General features: G+C 66.8%; 16 protein-coding genes. 12 read left to right on the forward strand and 4 right to left on the reverse strand.

What is annotated here, in order from left to right; translation table 11 throughout:
• Window positions 1-732: 732 nt before the first annotated feature.
• Window positions 733-1,875, reverse strand: coding sequence for a signal recognition particle-docking protein FtsY (gene ftsY / locus HOP03_14125; GenBank protein NOT89298.1), 1,143 nt, complete (start codon window positions 1,873-1,875; stop codon window positions 733-735).
• Between the two features lie 100 nt (window positions 1,876-1,975).
• Here ftsY and rsmD point away from each other — a divergent pair, with 100 nt between their 5' ends.
• From rsmD to HOP03_14165, 8 genes are all read left to right on the forward strand, one after another.
• Window positions 1,976-2,563 (forward strand): 16S rRNA (guanine(966)-N(2))-methyltransferase RsmD, encoded by a 588-nt coding sequence (gene rsmD, locus HOP03_14130; GenBank protein NOT89299.1) that lies wholly within the window; start codon window positions 1,976-1,978, stop codon window positions 2,561-2,563.
• Between the two features lie 51 nt (window positions 2,564-2,614).
• Window positions 2,615-3,133: a pantetheine-phosphate adenylyltransferase gene (gene coaD, locus HOP03_14135; protein NOT89300.1), complete on the forward strand. Its 519-nt coding sequence runs from the start codon at window positions 2,615-2,617 to the stop codon at window positions 3,131-3,133.
• 47 nt (window positions 3,134-3,180) lie between these two features.
• Window positions 3,181-3,678, forward strand: coding sequence for a hypothetical protein (locus tag HOP03_14140; GenBank protein ID NOT89301.1), 498 nt, complete (start codon window positions 3,181-3,183; stop codon window positions 3,676-3,678).
• A 78-nt stretch (window positions 3,679-3,756) separates the two neighbouring features.
• Entirely contained in the window at window positions 3,757-4,011 is a 255-nt protein-coding gene (locus HOP03_14145; GenBank protein ID NOT89302.1) for a YfhL family 4Fe-4S dicluster ferredoxin, read from the forward strand.
• On the forward strand, window positions 4,008-5,768 hold the full coding sequence (gene ggt / locus HOP03_14150) for a gamma-glutamyltransferase (GenBank protein NOT89303.1): 1,761 nt from the start codon (window positions 4,008-4,010) through the stop codon (window positions 5,766-5,768). Before HOP03_14145 ends, ggt begins: the two co-directional genes overlap by 4 nt.
• Window positions 5,765-6,337, forward strand: a complete 573-nt coding sequence (locus HOP03_14155) for a GNAT family N-acetyltransferase (protein ID NOT89304.1) — start codon at window positions 5,765-5,767, stop codon at window positions 6,335-6,337. Before ggt ends, HOP03_14155 begins: the two co-directional genes overlap by 4 nt.
• Window positions 6,334-7,266, forward strand: coding sequence for an MBL fold metallo-hydrolase (locus HOP03_14160; protein NOT89305.1), 933 nt, complete (start codon window positions 6,334-6,336; stop codon window positions 7,264-7,266). The genes HOP03_14155 and HOP03_14160 overlap by 4 nt, the downstream gene beginning before the upstream one ends.
• Before the next feature lie 37 nt (window positions 7,267-7,303).
• Entirely contained in the window at window positions 7,304-7,699 is a 396-nt protein-coding gene (locus tag HOP03_14165; GenBank protein NOT89306.1) for an MAPEG family protein, read from the forward strand.
• A 132-nt stretch (window positions 7,700-7,831) separates the two neighbouring features.
• On the opposite strand, the gene upp is transcribed toward HOP03_14165, so the two are convergent.
• From upp to HOP03_14180, 3 genes are all read right to left on the reverse strand, one after another.
• Entirely contained in the window at window positions 7,832-8,461 is a 630-nt protein-coding gene (gene upp / locus HOP03_14170) for a uracil phosphoribosyltransferase (GenBank protein ID NOT89307.1), read from the reverse strand.
• 40 nt (window positions 8,462-8,501) lie between these two features.
• A complete protein-coding gene (locus HOP03_14175; GenBank protein ID NOT89308.1) occupies window positions 8,502-9,194 on the reverse strand; it encodes an alpha/beta hydrolase in 693 nt (230 codons plus the stop codon).
• Between the two features lie 93 nt (window positions 9,195-9,287).
• Window positions 9,288-10,784: an aminotransferase class III-fold pyridoxal phosphate-dependent enzyme gene (locus tag HOP03_14180; GenBank protein NOT89309.1), complete on the reverse strand. Its 1,497-nt coding sequence runs from the start codon at window positions 10,782-10,784 to the stop codon at window positions 9,288-9,290.
• Between the two features lie 131 nt (window positions 10,785-10,915).
• On the opposite strand from HOP03_14180, the gene HOP03_14185 reads away from it, so the two are divergent.
• The 4 genes from HOP03_14185 (at window position 10,916) to tgt (ending at window position 14,753) form a co-directional block, all read left to right on the forward strand.
• The gene (locus HOP03_14185; GenBank protein ID NOT89310.1) at window positions 10,916-11,347 is read left to right on the forward strand and encodes an Lrp/AsnC family transcriptional regulator; all 432 of its coding nucleotides are present in this window, start codon (window positions 10,916-10,918) and stop codon (window positions 11,345-11,347) included.
• An 11-nt stretch (window positions 11,348-11,358) separates the two neighbouring features.
• Entirely contained in the window at window positions 11,359-12,393 is a 1,035-nt protein-coding gene (locus tag HOP03_14190; protein NOT89311.1) for an isopenicillin N synthase family oxygenase, read from the forward strand.
• A 56-nt stretch (window positions 12,394-12,449) separates the two neighbouring features.
• Window positions 12,450-13,481, forward strand: coding sequence for a tRNA preQ1(34) S-adenosylmethionine ribosyltransferase-isomerase QueA (gene queA, locus HOP03_14195; protein ID NOT89312.1), 1,032 nt, complete (start codon window positions 12,450-12,452; stop codon window positions 13,479-13,481).
• A 144-nt stretch (window positions 13,482-13,625) separates the two neighbouring features.
• Complete coding sequence (gene tgt / locus HOP03_14200) at window positions 13,626-14,753, forward strand: tRNA guanosine(34) transglycosylase Tgt (GenBank protein ID NOT89313.1); 1,128 nt, start codon at window positions 13,626-13,628, stop codon at window positions 14,751-14,753.
• The last annotated feature ends 77 nt before the right edge of the window (window positions 14,754-14,830 follow it).

The following is a 14,830-nucleotide window of genomic DNA, read 5'->3' on the forward strand; positions in this document are numbered from 1 at the left end:
AGAGCTGGATCGTCGCCGGCAGTCGCCAGTCGCCGCGTTCGATGGTCAGCGGACCGAACACGGCGATGCCGGCGTCGTTCGCGGGTCTGCTCAGTGCGACCGCGAGATCGAAAGGAATCGCGGTCGGCGAATCGATATAACGTCCCTGGATGCGCGCTTCGACCGGTTTCCGCGGATGCAGCGATGGCAGCGTCACTGCGACGCCTTCGATCCGCCAGTCGTCGTTGTCGATGCGGCCATCGACGACGCGCAGACCGTCGGTCAGCGTCGGGATCTTCGTTTCCTCGCCGGATGGACGTTTCGCCAGCCAGGCCTGCAGCGCGGGCACGTCCAGCACCGGCGCATCCAGTTCGATCCGCTTGATCACCGCGTCCTTGCCGCCGTTGCGCAGCGTCGACCACGGCAATGCCAGCAGCACGCGTTCGGCGCGCAGGATCGCGGTTTTCGCGCCGGGTTCGCGCGCAACGAGCCTGCGCACGATCAGCTGCGGTTCGCCGCGCAGTCGTGCCTCGGCGTTGCCATCGGCGGTGATCTCCAGCCCCAGACTCTTGCCGGCGCGATCGAGGATCAGCGGCACCAGCTGCTTCGGCTGCAGCAGCCAGGTCGCCAGCAGCGACAAGAGCAACAGGACGATGCCGAGCGCGATCAGTCTCCGCAGCCAACGGCGCCTGCGCCGCGTCGGCTTGGCGTCGTTGTCGGTGGTCGCCCGGGACATGTCTCGCGTGTCGACGCTCAAGCGCCGAGGGCTTCGGGCAGCAGCGCGTCGACGAAGGCTTCGGCGTCGAATACGCGCAGATCCTCGGAGCGTTCGCCGATGCCGGCGAAGCGGATCGGAATGCCGAACTCGCGCGCCAATGCGAACACCACGCCGCCCTTGGCGGTGCCGTCGAGCTTGGTCACGACCAGGCCGGTGACGCCCGCCGATGCATGGAACTGGCGCAGTTGCGACAGCGCGTTCTGGCCGGTGGTGCCGTCGATCACCATCAACACTTCGTGCGGCGCGGTCTCATCGATCTTGCCGAGCACGCGTTTGATCTTGCCCAGTTCGGCCATCAATCCCTGCTGCGTGTGCAGGCGGCCGGCGGTATCGGCGATCAGTACCTCGGTGCCGCGCGCCTTGGCGGCCTGCAGCGCGTCGAACGCGACCGATGCGGCATCGGCGTTCTGGCCCTGCGCGATCACGGTGACGCCATTGCGTTCGCCCCAGGACTGCAATTGCGCGACCGCGGCGGCGCGGAAGGTATCGCCGGCGGCCAGCATCAGCGTGCGGCCTTCGGCCTTGAAGCGGTGCGCGAGCTTGCCGATGGTGGTGGTCTTGCCGACGCCGTTGACGCCGACGGTGAGGATCACGAAGGGTTTGGCGTTGCGATCGATCGCCAGCGGCTTCGCCACCGGCATGAGCATCGCGATCAGGTCCGCCCTCAGCGCGGCCAGCAGCGCCTGCGCGTCGGCGAACTCGCGCGACTTCATCCGCTTGCGCAGCGATTCGATCAGCTGCGTGGTCGCGGTGACACCGACATCGGCGGTGAGCAGGGCGGTTTCGATCTCGTCGAGCAGATCGTCATCGAGCTTCGGATTGCGCGAGAACAGACCACCGAAGCTGCGCGCGAAGGCACTGTTGCGCAGACGATCGCGCCAACCGGGTTTGCCGGGCGCGGCGGCGCCGGTTTCCGCCGATGCCGAGGCCGGCGCGTACATCGCCGTTTCGATGGCCGTGGCTTCGACAACGGTATCCGCTTGCGCTTCGACGAGCGGGTCTGCGGATTGGTCTGCGGACGGCGCATCGTCGATGGCGGTGTCGGCCTGCGATGCTTCGGCCGTGGGCGTCGTATCGGGGGCGGCAGGCGGTTTCTTTCGGCGGAAGAAAGGAATCATCGAGAGTCGGGGAGTAGGCGATGCGAATCGCGGAGATGGGCGGCACAATGCGTGGCATGTTATCACTCATGCTTTTATCGCCTCGGCGCCGGCACTCCCGATGAACCGCCGCATTAAGAAACCGGCATTGACCGGTGCGCCGGGTGTCGTCCGCATCATCGGCGGCGATTGGCGCGGTACCCGGCTGCCGGTGGCCGACCGCGAGGGACTGCGCCCCACCGCCGATCGTGTCCGTGAAACCCTGTTCAATTGGCTGCAGCCGGTGCTGCCCGGTGCCCGCGTGCTCGACCTCTTCGCGGGGACCGGCGCGCTTGGACTGGAGGCGGTCTCGCGCGGCGCCCGCGAAGCGGTCCTGGTCGAGCGCGACCCGCTGCTTGCCGATGGTCTGCGCCAGCTCGCGGCGAAGCTGCCGGGCGGCGAGCGGGTGCAGGTGGTCTGCGCCGATGCCCTGGCCTGGCTGCGGACCGCACCGGGCGGATTCGATCTGGCTTTCGTCGATCCACCGTTCGCTGGCGACCTCTGGGGTCCTGCGCTGGCGGCGTTGGACAGCCGGATGCCTGAAGAAGCCTGGCTGTATGTCGAATCGCCGGTGGGAGTCTCCCCTTTGCCGGCACCCGACTGGCGTCCGCACCGCGAGGGCCAGACGCGCGAAGTCCGTTATGCCCTGTACCGGCGCGGCAAGGGTTGAGCCGCTGCTACACTGGCGGCCATCTTCGCCAGCACTGATTCCCACGACGCCATGACGACGGCCGCCTCCCGAATTCCTGCTGCCAGAACAGCGGTCTATCCCGGCACTTTCGACCCGATCACCAACGGTCACCTCGATCTGGTCGAACGCGCCGCGCCGCTGTTCGAGCGATTGATCGTCGGCGTCGCCGAGAGCCCCGGCAAGCGGCCGGCGCTGCCGCTGGCGCTGCGGGTGGAGCTGGCCCGCGATTCGCTGGCGCGATACCCCAACGTCGAAGTCCGCGGTTTCGACTCGCTGCTAGCGCATTTCGTCAGCGAGGTCGGCGGCGGCGTGCTGCTGCGCGGCCTGCGCGCGGTGTCGGACTTCGAATACGAATTCCAGCTGGCCAGCATGAACCGCCACCTGATTCCCGATGTGGAAACGCTGTTCCTGACGCCGGCCGAACAATACGGTTTCATTTCCTCCTCGCTGGTTCGCGAAGTCTCCCGCCTCGGCGGGGATGTCTCGGGCTTCGTGCCATCGGCGGTCAATGCGGCGCTGCTGGCCGAATGGCGGCACAAGCCCGATTGACCGTACCGTCCTTCCGTTTCGTGCTCACACTTTGGGGTTATCGACTTATGAACATCATCGTCCGCCTGCTGTTGATCGCCGCTCTCACCGTGCCGTTCGCGGCCTGCAAGAAAGAAGACGATGCGCCAAAGGCTGCCGCAAAGGCACCGTTGGCCGCGCCCACCAACGAAGATTCCGCCGCATGGAAGGCGTATGTGATCGATGTCGTCGGCCGCAACATGGAAGGCGTCACCAACCAGCCTTTCCTCTATCTGTTGCCCGCCGAAAGCTCCGCGGATTTCCAGGGCAGCTACGACCGTCTGCTCGACAAGGCCAAGTCCGACATCTCGCGCGGCATTCTCGCCGGCAACCTGTTGGCGTATTCCTCGGCCTCGCTGTCCTCGGCCAAGGCCGCGGACATGGTGGTGGCGGCGTTCGATGGCATCAAGCCGGGCAAGCTGAAAGGCGTGAAACTGCTGTTCATCGGCAAGCCCGAAGACAGCGATCGGGTGGAGGCTGCGGTCGCGCCGTCCGGCGTGAACTACGTCTTCGTCGAGACGAAGTGATCCGCAACAGTCCGCTTCTTCAGTCGTACGCCATTCGTCTTCGCAGCGCCCGCGTTGCGAAGACGGCTTGAGCCGCGCATGTCGCTCAGGATCAACGCGCTGTGCGTCAACTGCGATGTCTGCGAACCCGCGTGCCCGAATCAGGCGATTTCGCAGGGCGAAACGATTTATGTGATCGATCCGGCGCGCTGCACCGAGTGCGTCGGCCATTTCGACGAGCCGCAGTGCGTGGTGGTCTGTCCGGTCGAATGCATCGACCCGGATCCCGCGCACCCGGAGTCGCACGACGCGCTGCTGGCGAAACTCGCACGGCTGCAGGAGCAAGACGCATGACGTTCGGAACATCCTTCGCCACCGGCCTGATCTTCGCCCTGCTGTTCGCGGCGCCCGCGTGGTCGGCCGAGACGGCGCCTGTCGCGCAAACACCCGCGATGCATCCTCCCGGTGCGGCCGTCGCCAGCGCGCATGCGCTCGCGAGCCAGGCCGGCATCGACATGCTGCGCCAGGGCGGCAACGCCTTCGACGCTGCGGTCGCGGTGTCGGCGGTGCTGTCGGTGGTCGAGCCGATTTCCTCGGGGCTCGGCGGCGGCGGTTTCTTCCTGTTGCACGATGCGAAAACCGGCAAGGATATTTTCATCGACGCGCGCGAAACCGCGCCGGCCGCCGCGACGCCGGCCGCCTTCCTCGATGACAAAGGCGAATTCAATCGCGACCGCGCCGAGAACGGGCCGTGGTCGGCGGGGATCCCGGGTTTGCCGGCCGGTCTGGTGCATCTTTCGACGCACTACGGACGGTTGCCGCTGAAGACGACGCTGGCGCCTGCGATCCGCATCGCCCGCGAAGGGTTTCCGGTCTACGGGCGTCTGGTGAAAGGTTATGCCAATCGGCGCGAGGTGATGGAGCGCTACAAGGGCACGCGAGCGGTGTTCCTCGCCGATGGCGATACGGTGGAAGATGGCGAGCTGCTGATCCAGCCCGATCTGGCGCGCACGCTCGAACTGCTTGCCGAGAAGGGTTTCGACGGCTTCTATCGCGGCACCATCGCGAAGAAGCTGCTGGCTGGCGTGAAGGCGGAAGGCGGGCAGTGGACCGCCGACGAGCTCGCCGGCTACCGCGTCCGCGAACGCGAACCGCTGCGCTTCGAGTACGACGGCTGGGAAGTGGTGACCGCTCCGCCGCCGTCGTCCGGCGGCGTGGCGCTGGCGCAGATGCTGCAGATGCTGGAGCCGTGGGATCTCGCGACGCTGCCGCAGGCCGAACGCGTGCATCTCACCGTCGAAGCGATGCGCCGCGCGTTCCGCGACCGCACGTTCTATCTCGGTGACCCCGATTTCGTGAAGGTGCCGGTGCGCACGCTCACCAGCGCCGATTACGCCGCCGGGCAGCGTTCGACGATCAACCCGGCCAAGGCCACGCCCAGCGATATGCTCTCCGGCGCGCAGACGCCGATGGAAGACGACGAAACCACGCATTTCTCGATCATCGATGCCGAAGGCAACCTGGTCGCCGCGACCCAGACGGTGAATCTGCTGTTCGGTTCCGGTCTGATCCCGCCCGGTACCGGCCTGCTGCTCAACAACGAGATGGACGATTTCGCGCTCAAGCCCGGCACGCCGAATGCATTCGGGGTGATGGGTTACGACGCCAACGCGCCGAAGCCGGGCAAGCGCATGCTCAGCTCGATGACCCCGACCTTCATGAGTTCGCCCGACCGCGTCGCCGTGCTCGGCACGCCGGGCGGCAGCCGCATCATCACCATGGTGCTGCTGGGCGCGCTGGGCTATGCCGATGGACTCGATGCGCAGGCGGTCGCCGCGCTGCCGCGCTATCACCACCAGTGGATGCCCGATGGCATCGGTGCCGAACGCGACGCACTGCCGGACGATGTCGTCGCCGCACTGCGCGCGATGGGCCACACCGTGATCACGCCGAAGGACAGCACCGACGGCCGCCGCTCCAGCGATACCTGGGGCAATCTGCAGACGGTGGAATGGGACAAACGCGCCAACGTGCTGCACGGCGGCAGCGATCCGCGCAACCCGGTGGGCAAGGCGATGGTGTTGCCGGAAGCGGAAACGTCGGCGCCGTGAACGTGGCCTCGTGCCTGCCTGTGTGCATGGGCGGCGTGCGTCTGCGCGCGTTGCGTGAAGAGGACGATCTTGCGGTCTTCCTCGGCTATCGCAGCGACCCGTTGGTCGCGCGCTACCAGGGTTGGTGGCCGATGGATGAGGCCAGGGCCCGCGCGTTCCTGCGCGAGCATGGCGCGAAGGCCGATCTCGATTCCGCCGGTCACTGGCTGCAGCTCGCGATCGCGGATGCCGCCAACGATGCATTGCTGGGCGATCTCGGCGTGTGGCTGTCGCATGATCGCGCCGAGGCAGAACTCGGAATCACCGTCGCACCGGCAGCGCAGGGCCGCGGTACCGGTCGCATGGCGATGCGCGCGGCATGCGCCATGCTGTTCGCCGACCCCGCAGTGACCCGTATCCACGCCAATGCGGATGCGCGCAACACGCCCTGCAGGCGCATGCTGGTGGCGGCCGGATTCCGGGAAACCGGTACCGCCGATGTGTTCGTGAAGGAAGAAGCCTGCGTCGAACATCAGTACATCGTCGAGCGCGGCCGGGCCGCGCCGGCATCGGAAGGAGACATCCCATGAAACTCTGGTCCATCCTCGGCAATTCGCAGAAACTCGATGGCGGCGCGATGTTCGGCAACGCACCGCGCGCGGTGTGGGCGAAGTGGCTGCCGCCCGACGAACAGAACCGCGTGCCGCTGGCCTGCCGCGCACTGCTCGCCAGCCCGCTGAACGGCAAGACCGTATTGTTCGAGACCGGCATCGGCGCGTTCTTCGACCCGGCGATGCGCGAGCGTTACGGTGTGGTCGAAGACCGTCACGTGCTGCTCGATTCGCTCGCCGCCGCCGGTTTCGCGCATGAAGAGATCGATGTCGTGGTGCTGTCGCATCTGCATTTCGATCATGCCGGCGGCCTGTTGGCGCCGTGGCGCGAAGGCCATGCGCCGCAGTTGCTGTTTCCGAATGCGACGTTCCTGGTCAGTGCGGCGTGCTGGGACCGCGCGCGCAACCCGCACTCCCGGGACCGCGCCAGTTTCATCCCGGAATTGCCGGCGCTGCTCGAAGCCAGCGGCCGTCTGGAGATCGTCGACAGCACGCATTCGCGCGCACTGGGCACCACGGTGCGCTTCCACTTCAGCGATGGTCACACGCCGGGCCTGATGCTGGCCGAGATCGTCGGTTCGAAACATGCCGGCGCTGTGCATGCCGGTGCTGGACATGCCCACGGCAACGATCACAGCGACGATCATGGCGGCGTGGTCTTCTGCGCCGATCTCATCCCCGGCCGGCCATGGGTGCATGTGCCGATCACGATGGGCTACGACCGCAACCCCGAACTGCTGATCGACGAGAAGCGCGAATTCCTCGAAGACAAGCTCGCCCGCAACGTGCATCTGTTCTTCACCCACGACCCCGGCTGCGCATTGGCGCAGGTGGTGCGCGACGACAAGGGCAGATTCTCCACGACGCACGAGATGCCCGCGCTGCAGGCACGCCCGCTGGCGGCATGACGGACGCAATCGACACTCCATTCCACGGAAGCATTTCATGACCCCGAAGATCACACTGTTGTTCGCTGCTCTGCATGTGCTGTTGATGTTGGCGCTGGCCGCCCGCGTCGCGTTTCATCGCCATTCGCAGAAGGTCGGACTCGGCGATGGCGGCGACAGGAAATTGATGCGGAAGATCCGCGTGCATGCGAATTTCGTCGAGTACGTGCCGGTCGCGCTGCTGTTGCTGGCGTTGCTGGAACTGTCGGGCCTGTCCGCGATCTGGCTGTGGTCGTTGGGCGGCGCACTGTTGTTCGCACGGGTGTTGCATGTGATCGGGCTGTCGCTGCATTCCGGCTATTCGTTCGGCCGGTTCTGGGGCACGTTGTTGACGTGGGGCGTGCTGGTGGCGATGGCGGTTGCAGGGGTATGGCTGGCGCTCTCCGTGCCCTGATCCGCTTTTGTAGGAGCGGTTTCAGCCGCGAAGCCGATCTTCCATCCGATCAGGTCCGATTCGATCTGCGATGACCGCAGTTCACGCGACACGAGCTTCGCGGCTGAAGTCGCTCCTACAGGAGCGGTCGATTCAGGCGGGCGTGCCGAAGATCCGGTCGCCGGCGTCGCCGAGGCCGGGCAGGATGTAGCCGCGAGCGTCGAGATGCGAGTCGATGGCGGCGGCGAACACTTCGGTGTCCGGATGCGCGGCTTCCAGCGCGCGCAGGCCTTCGGGCGCCGCGACCAGGAAGATCGCCTTGATCCGCGTGCAGCCGGCGGCCTTCAATGCATCGATGGCGGCGATCGCGCTGCCGCCGGTGGCCAGCATCGGGTCGATCAGCAGCGCGGTGCGGCCGGCGATGTCGTGCACCAGCCGCTGGTAATAAGCCTGCGGCTGCAGGGTTTCTTCATCGCGACGCAGCCCGATCACGCTCACCGGCGCCGACGGCAGCAACACCTGGACGCCCGGCAGGAAGCCCAGGCCCGCGCGCAGGATCGGCACCAGCGTGATCCGCGCCTGATCGCAGCGGCCGACGGTCAGCGGTCCCGCCCAGGTATCGATGTCCTCGTCGATCAATGCGAGATCGGCGGTGGCTTCGTAGGCGAGCAGGGTGGCGACTTCGCCCACCACCTGCCGGAACAGCGCCGGGCCGGTGGCGGCATCGCGCAGGATGCCGAGCTTGTGGCGGACGAGCGGGTGGCGGACTTCGACGGTTTTCATGGGCATAAGACTAACCGAGCCGTGCGCCGTGGGGCAGCGGTCAATGCGCAAGTCTGGCCGCGAAACGCGCGATCTCGGCGGCGCAGCGGTCGGCGTGGGTCTGCAGCAGCAGATGCGGACCGTCGAGTGCGGCCGGGCTTGCATCGGCGATGGCATCAATGAGTTGTCGGCCGGCGCCGGCATGCAGCAGACGATCGTGATTCGCCTTCAACGACAGGGTCGGCACCGCGATGTGGGCAAGACGATCCGATACATCGACGCGCATCGCGGCGGCGGCGCGGGCGCGCAGCACGCCTGGCGCGACTTCGCCCAGCGCGCTTCTCAGTTCGCGCCGCAATTCCGACGTGCTCCAGCGACCCAGCAGCACGGCGGACAGGATTGCTGTCGGCACCATGCGCACCGGCGCGAGTCGGGTCAACGCCGCGAACGGCATCAGCAATGGCACCGGCGCGCGCGCGAAGCTCGTCGACAGCACCAGGCCGATGAGGTTCGGCGGCGGATCCGCTGCGATCGAGATCGCGATCGGGCCGGAAAAGGATTCGCCGAGCAATACGAACGGCGAACGCGGCAGCGCGTCGCGCACCAGAACTTCGAGATCGCGATAGTCGAGAGCGACATCGGTCGGATAAGCGATGGCCGCCACCGACGCGAACGATGGCTGCACGGCGGCCATGAAGTGCCGCAGCATTCGGGTCGTGCCGTCGAGTCCGGGCAGGATGCACAGATCGGTCATGGGCGTGCGCGGGAAATGCCGGGTCAAAAAGAAAGGGTCAAAAAGAAAGCCGGACAGCGCCGGCTTTCTTCATCTCTTGCATCCCGATACGGCTCAGGCTGCGGCTTGCTGCCGCTGGCGCGGGCCTTCGAGCAGCGCACGCTTGACCATCGCGATCAGCAGGTCGAGCTCCTCGGAGGTCACCGCGAACGTCGGGGTGAAACGCAGCGAGTTTTCGCCGCCGTGGATCACGCCGATGCCGCGCTCGCGCATCCATTCCTCGGTCGAGTCGGTGCCGTAGCCCTTGAATTCCGGAGACAGCTCGCACGAGAACAACAGGCCGGTGCCCTGGACCTTGGTGATCAGGCCCGGAAGTTCGGTTTTCAGCGTTTCGAGCTTGACGATCGCTTCCTTGCCACGCTCGCGGATATTCGCGCGCAGTTCGGACGTGAGCAGCCCCAGCACGGTGCTGGCGACATCCAGTGCGCGCGGATTGGTGGTCATGGTGTTGCCGTAGGTGCCCTTGCGATACAGGCCGGAGGCGCGCTCGTTCACGGCCAGCACCGACAACGGATACTGCGCCGCGTTGAGCGCCTTCGAGTAGGTTTCCATGTCCGGCGGGTCGATGCCTTCGAAGCCCGGGTAATCGACGATCGACAGCACGCCGTGGGCGCGCAGGCCGGCCTGGATCGAATCGATCAGCAGGATCGAGCCGTGCGCCTGGGTCAGTTCGCGCGCGACGTCGTAGAACGCGCGCGGCACCGCGCGGCCCGGGTCGCCTTCGCCCATGACCGGCTCGAGGAACATGGCTTCGACGAACCAGCCGTTCGCGTCGGCATCATCGAACACCTTGCGCAGCGCGTCGATGTCGTAGGGCTCGACCGTGATCACGCTGTCCTCGCCACGGAAGCTGGCGAGATGCTGCACGTAATTCTTGCGGCTGGAATCGGAGTAGAGCGCCGGGCGTTCGGTGCGGCCGTGGAAACTGCCCTTGACCACGACGCGCTTGATGGCGCGGCCGGCATACGCTGCGCCCGGGTCGGTCATCAGCTTGGCGTTGACATCGACGATGCGGCAGGCCAGCGACATCGATTCGGAACCGGAGTTCAGGCACAGGAACCTGTCGAACGGACAGCCGCCGCGGGTGTGGCCGATTTCCTTGCGGATGGCGCGGTCGAAGCGCAGCTGCGACAGGCTCGGGGTCATGATGTTGGCCATCACCTGCGGTCGCGACATCGTTTCCAGCACCGCCTTCGGGGTGTGGCCGAAACCGAGCATGCCGTAACCGCCGGAGTCGTGCAGCACCGCGCCCTTCAGGGTGACGACCCACGGCCCGCGCGCGGCGAGCGCGACGTACGGGTTCACGGTGTCGTTGGAATAGAAATTGACGAAGCCGGCCTGCACGGCCAGCGCCTGCGCGCCTTCGTCCATGTCCAGCAGATCGACGAACTCGTCGCGGATGCGCGCGTATCCGGCGGCGGCGGCCTGGATCGCTTCGACCAGATCGGGGTGCGATGCGGCGAAACGCAGGACCGTGGCGTCGTCCAGACCGTGGGTGCGGCGTTTGCCATCGAGGGCGCGGAGCGGGGCGAGAATGTCGAGCAAAGCCATGGCGGCCTCCGATAGATGGCGTCTAAACGACCATTATCGCGATAAATCCGCCGGTTTACAGTTGCGATCTGCCCGGCTTTCGATGATATTCCGTCGAATCGACGAAACGAATCGACGAAACCGGCGACGTGATGAAGCTTACCGACACCGATCAGCAGCTGCTCTCGCTATTGCGTGAGAATGCCCGTGCGTCCACGGCCGAGATCGCCCGCCGGCTGGGCCTGTCGCGGACCACGGTGCAGAGCCGCATCGAGCGTTTGGAGCGCGATGGGGTGATCAACGGCTACACCGTCCGCGTTCACGACGAATACGAGCGCGGACTGGTGCGCGCCCACATCATGATCGCTGTGCAGCCCAAACAGATGACGTCGGTGGTCACGGCGCTGCGGGCGATGCCGGAGCTGCGGTCCCTGCATTCGGTCAGCGGCGGCTCCGACCTGATCGCCATCGGCGCGGTGTCGGCGGTCGGCGACATGGATGTGCTGACCGACCGGATCGGCGCGATCGACGGTGTGGCGCGCACCACCTCGTCGATTGTCCTGTCCACCAAGTTCGAGCGCTGAGCAGGCCTGCCGTGCGGACGGGCGCACTTCCGGTCATCGACATCGCGCCATTGCTGGGCGGGGCGACCGCCGACCGTGCGCATGCGGCGGCGGTCGCTGCCCGGATAGGCGACGCCTGCCGCGCCCAGGGGTTCTTCTATATCGAAGGCCACGGCATCGCTGCGGCGCTGCAGGCGGAAATGCGCGAAGCGAGCCGTGCGTTTTTCGCCCTGCCGGCAGCGGAAAAGATGCGGATCGGCATGTCGCGAGGCGGACGCGCCTGGCGCGGCTATTTCCCGGTCGGCGGCGAACTGACCAGCGGCCGGCCCGATCTCAAGGAAGGTCTTTATCTGGGCACCGAGCTTCCGCTGGACGACCCACGGGTGCTGGCCGGATGGCCCCTGCACGGCGCGAACCTGTGGCCGGACGGTACGGAAGGCCCGAATCGGTCGTCTGCCATGCGCCACGTCGTGACCGAATACATGGCCGCCGCCTGCCGTGCCGCGCAGGCGGTCCTCGGCGGTATCGCCCTGAGCCTGCGGCTGGAGGCGGACTGGTTCCGCCACCACTACACCGCGGACCCGACCGTGCTGTTCCGGATCTTCCGCTATCCCGCGCAGCCGGCGGGGGACGAGGGCTGGGGCGTGGGCGAGCACACCGATTACGGCCTGCTGACCCTGCTGCTGCAGGACGATGTTCCGGGCCTGCAGGTGCATACGCCGGCCGGATGGGTCGACGCGCCGCCGCTGCCGGGCACGCTGGTCTGCAACCTCGGCGACATGCTCGACCGCCTGACCGGCGGCCATTACCGCTCCACGCCGCATCGCGTGCGCAACAGCAGCGGGCGAGAGCGCTTTTCGTTTCCGCTGTTCTTCGACCCGGATTTCACCGCCCGGGTCACGCCGCTGCCGCAGCACGCCCGCATCCGCATGGACCGGATCGAGGCCGACCGCGCCCGGCGCTGGGACGGGGCCAGCGTGCTGGCGCCGTTCGAGGGCACGTACGGCGACTACCTGCTGGGCAAAGTGGGCAAAGTCTTCCCGCAGTTGCTCGGGCAGGTCCTCTGAGCGCAGGGGCGGAGGACGCGCGCGTCTACAATGCCCCGCCCACACCCTCGCCTGCGATGAAGAAATCCGACTTCCATTTCGATCTGCCCACGGACCTGATCGCGCAGGCACCGCTGCCCGAGCGTTCCTCCAGCCGCTTGCTGCTGGTACCGCCCGCGCCGACGGCGTTCGAGGATCGCGCCGTGCGCGATCTGCCGACCCTGCTGCAGCCTGGCGATCTGCTGGTGTTCAACGACACCCGGGTGATCCCGGCGCGGTTGTTCGGGCAGAAGGCGACCGGTGGCCGCGTCGAGATCCTGATCGAGCGACTGTTGCCGGACAACGAGGCGCGGGCGCAGGTCGGCGCCAGCAAATCCCCGAAGCCGGGCAGTCGCATCGCGCTGGATGCCGGTGGCGAGGCCGAAGTGCTGGGCCGCGATGGCGAGTTCTACCGCCTGCGTTTCCACGTGGGCGAAGGTCTCGAAAGCTGGCTGCTGCACGCGGGCCGTTTGCCGCTGCCGCCGTACATCCGGCGCGAGCCCGGGCAGGACGATCTGGAGCGCTACCAGACGGTGTTCGCGAAGGAAGTCGGTGCGGTCGCCGCGCCCACCGCAGGCCTGCATTTCGATGAAGCGCTGCTCGATGCGCTGCGCGCGCGCGGCGTCGAATTCGGCCACGTGACCCTGCATGTCGGCGCCGGGACGTTCCAGCCGATGCGCGCCGATGATCTGCACGATCACCGCATGCACAGCGAGTGGTTGAACGTCGGCGCCGAGCTGGTGGCGCGGATACGGCATACCCGCGAGCGCGGCGGCCGGGTCGTCGCGGTCGGTACGACCGTCGTGCGCGCGCTCGAAAGCGCGATGCGCGACGGCGACCTGCAGCCTTTTTCCGGCGAGACGCAGATCTTCATTTTTCCCGGTTACCGCATCCGCAGCGTCGACGCGATGCTCACCAATTTCCATCTGCCGGAAAGCACGCTGTTGATGCTGGTGTCCGCATTCGCCGGCAAGGACCGGGTGTTCGAGGCCTACGCGCATGCGGTGCGCGAGGGCTACCGCTTCTTCAGCTACGGCGACGCGATGCTGCTGTGGCCCGCTCCCCTGTAGGAGCGGCGCGAGCCGCGATGAGCGGTCTGCGCGCCGTCCGCAGGTCATTGCAAGAAGACAATATCGTTTTTCTGGAAGTTCATCAGCGCGTTGTCGCGGCTCGCGCCACACCTGCAAAATGCACATAAAAGTAGACAACACACAATGAGTCGAATGCGTTTTGAACTGCTTGGCACCGACGGTGTCGCCCGCCGTGGCCGCCTCACCTTCCCGCGCGGTACCGTCGAAACCCCGGCCTTCATGCCGGTGGGGACCTATGGTTCGGTCAAGGGCGTGTTGCCCGAACAGGTCCGTGCGCTTGGCGCCGAGATCATTCTGGGCAACACCTTTCATTTGTATCTGCGTCCGGGGCTGGATGTGATCGCCGATCACGGCGGCCTGCACGGCTTCACCCGTTGGGACGGCCCGATCCTCACCGACTCCGGCGGTTTCCAGGTGTTCTCGCTGGCGCACAAGCGCAAGATCACCGAGGCGGGCGTGACCTTCGCCGCGCCCACCGACGGCAGCAAGGTGTTCCTCGGCCCCGAGGAGAGCATGCGCATCCAGAAAGTGCTGGATTCGGACATCGTGATGATCTTCGACGAATGCACCCCCTATCCGGCGACCGAGGAGGTGGCGCGCAAGTCGATGGAGCTGTCGCTGCGCTGGGCCGAGCGCTCGAAGAAAGCCCATGAGGGCAACGATGCGGCGCTGTTCGGCATCGTCCAGGGCGGGGTGCACCACGACCTCCGCACCCGGTCGGCCGGAACGCTGAAGCAGATCGGGTTCGACGGGTATGCCGTCGGCGGCCTGGCGGTGGGCGAACCCGAGCACGAGCGCAACCTGATGCTCGAACACACCTGTCCGCAATTGCCGGCCGACCGGCCGCGCTATCTGATGGGCGTCGGCCGGCCGGAGGATCTGGTGGAGTCGGTGGCGCGCGGGATCGACATGTTCGACTGCGTCATGCCCACCCGCAACGCGCGGAATGGGCACTATTTCACGAGTTTCGGCACGGTCCGCATCCGCAACAGCCGCTACGAGCGCGATCTGCGCCCGATCGAGGAGGGCTGCGGCTGCTATTCCTGCAGTCACGGCTACAGCCGGTCGTACCTGCGCCACCTCGACCGCTGCAACGAGATGCTGGCGCCGATCCTCGGCACCCTGCACAACCTCTGGTACTACCAGACGCTCATGGCCGGCATGCGCGCTGCGATCGAGGCCGGCCGCTTCGCCGATTTCAGGGCCGGCTTCCATGCCGCCCGCGAGGCCGCACCGGCCGAGGCAGGCTGAACTTTCAGACGTTTGCCCGGTCCTCAGAAGGGTCGAGCAGGGTCGGGTCACGGTTGGAAAGCCAGCCGGCCGGCCCG

This window comes from Lysobacter sp. (assembly GCA_013141175.1).
Taxonomy (GTDB): Bacteria; Pseudomonadota; Gammaproteobacteria; order Xanthomonadales; family Xanthomonadaceae; genus Lysobacter_I.

Excerpts from the sequence above, each read along its gene's own strand:
- HOP03_14180 (NOT89309.1), bottom strand. The coding sequence starts at position 10,784 with ATGGCTTTGCTCGACATTCTCGCCCCGCTCCGCGCCCTCGATGGCAAA.
- rsmD (NOT89299.1), top strand. The coding sequence starts at position 1,976 with ATGAACCGCCGCATTAAGAAACCGGCATTGACCGGTGCGCCGGGTGTC.
- ftsY (NOT89298.1), bottom strand. The coding sequence starts at position 1,875 with ATGATTCCTTTCTTCCGCCGAAAGAAACCGCCTGCCGCCCCCGATACG.
- tgt (NOT89313.1), top strand. The coding sequence starts at position 13,626 with ATGAGTCGAATGCGTTTTGAACTGCTTGGCACCGACGGTGTCGCCCGC.
- queA (NOT89312.1), top strand. The coding sequence starts at position 12,450 with ATGAAGAAATCCGACTTCCATTTCGATCTGCCCACGGACCTGATCGCG.
- HOP03_14165 (NOT89306.1), top strand. The coding sequence starts at position 7,304 with ATGACCCCGAAGATCACACTGTTGTTCGCTGCTCTGCATGTGCTGTTG.
- HOP03_14185 (NOT89310.1), top strand. The coding sequence starts at position 10,916 with ATGAAGCTTACCGACACCGATCAGCAGCTGCTCTCGCTATTGCGTGAG.
- HOP03_14160 (NOT89305.1), top strand. The coding sequence starts at position 6,334 with ATGAAACTCTGGTCCATCCTCGGCAATTCGCAGAAACTCGATGGCGGC.
- coaD (NOT89300.1), top strand. The coding sequence starts at position 2,615 with ATGACGACGGCCGCCTCCCGAATTCCTGCTGCCAGAACAGCGGTCTAT.
- HOP03_14175 (NOT89308.1), bottom strand. The coding sequence starts at position 9,194 with ATGACCGATCTGTGCATCCTGCCCGGACTCGACGGCACGACCCGAATG.
- HOP03_14140 (NOT89301.1), top strand. The coding sequence starts at position 3,181 with ATGAACATCATCGTCCGCCTGCTGTTGATCGCCGCTCTCACCGTGCCG.
- upp (NOT89307.1), bottom strand. The coding sequence starts at position 8,461 with ATGAAAACCGTCGAAGTCCGCCACCCGCTCGTCCGCCACAAGCTCGGC.
- ggt (NOT89303.1), top strand. The coding sequence starts at position 4,008 with ATGACGTTCGGAACATCCTTCGCCACCGGCCTGATCTTCGCCCTGCTG.
- HOP03_14145 (NOT89302.1), top strand. The coding sequence starts at position 3,757 with ATGTCGCTCAGGATCAACGCGCTGTGCGTCAACTGCGATGTCTGCGAA.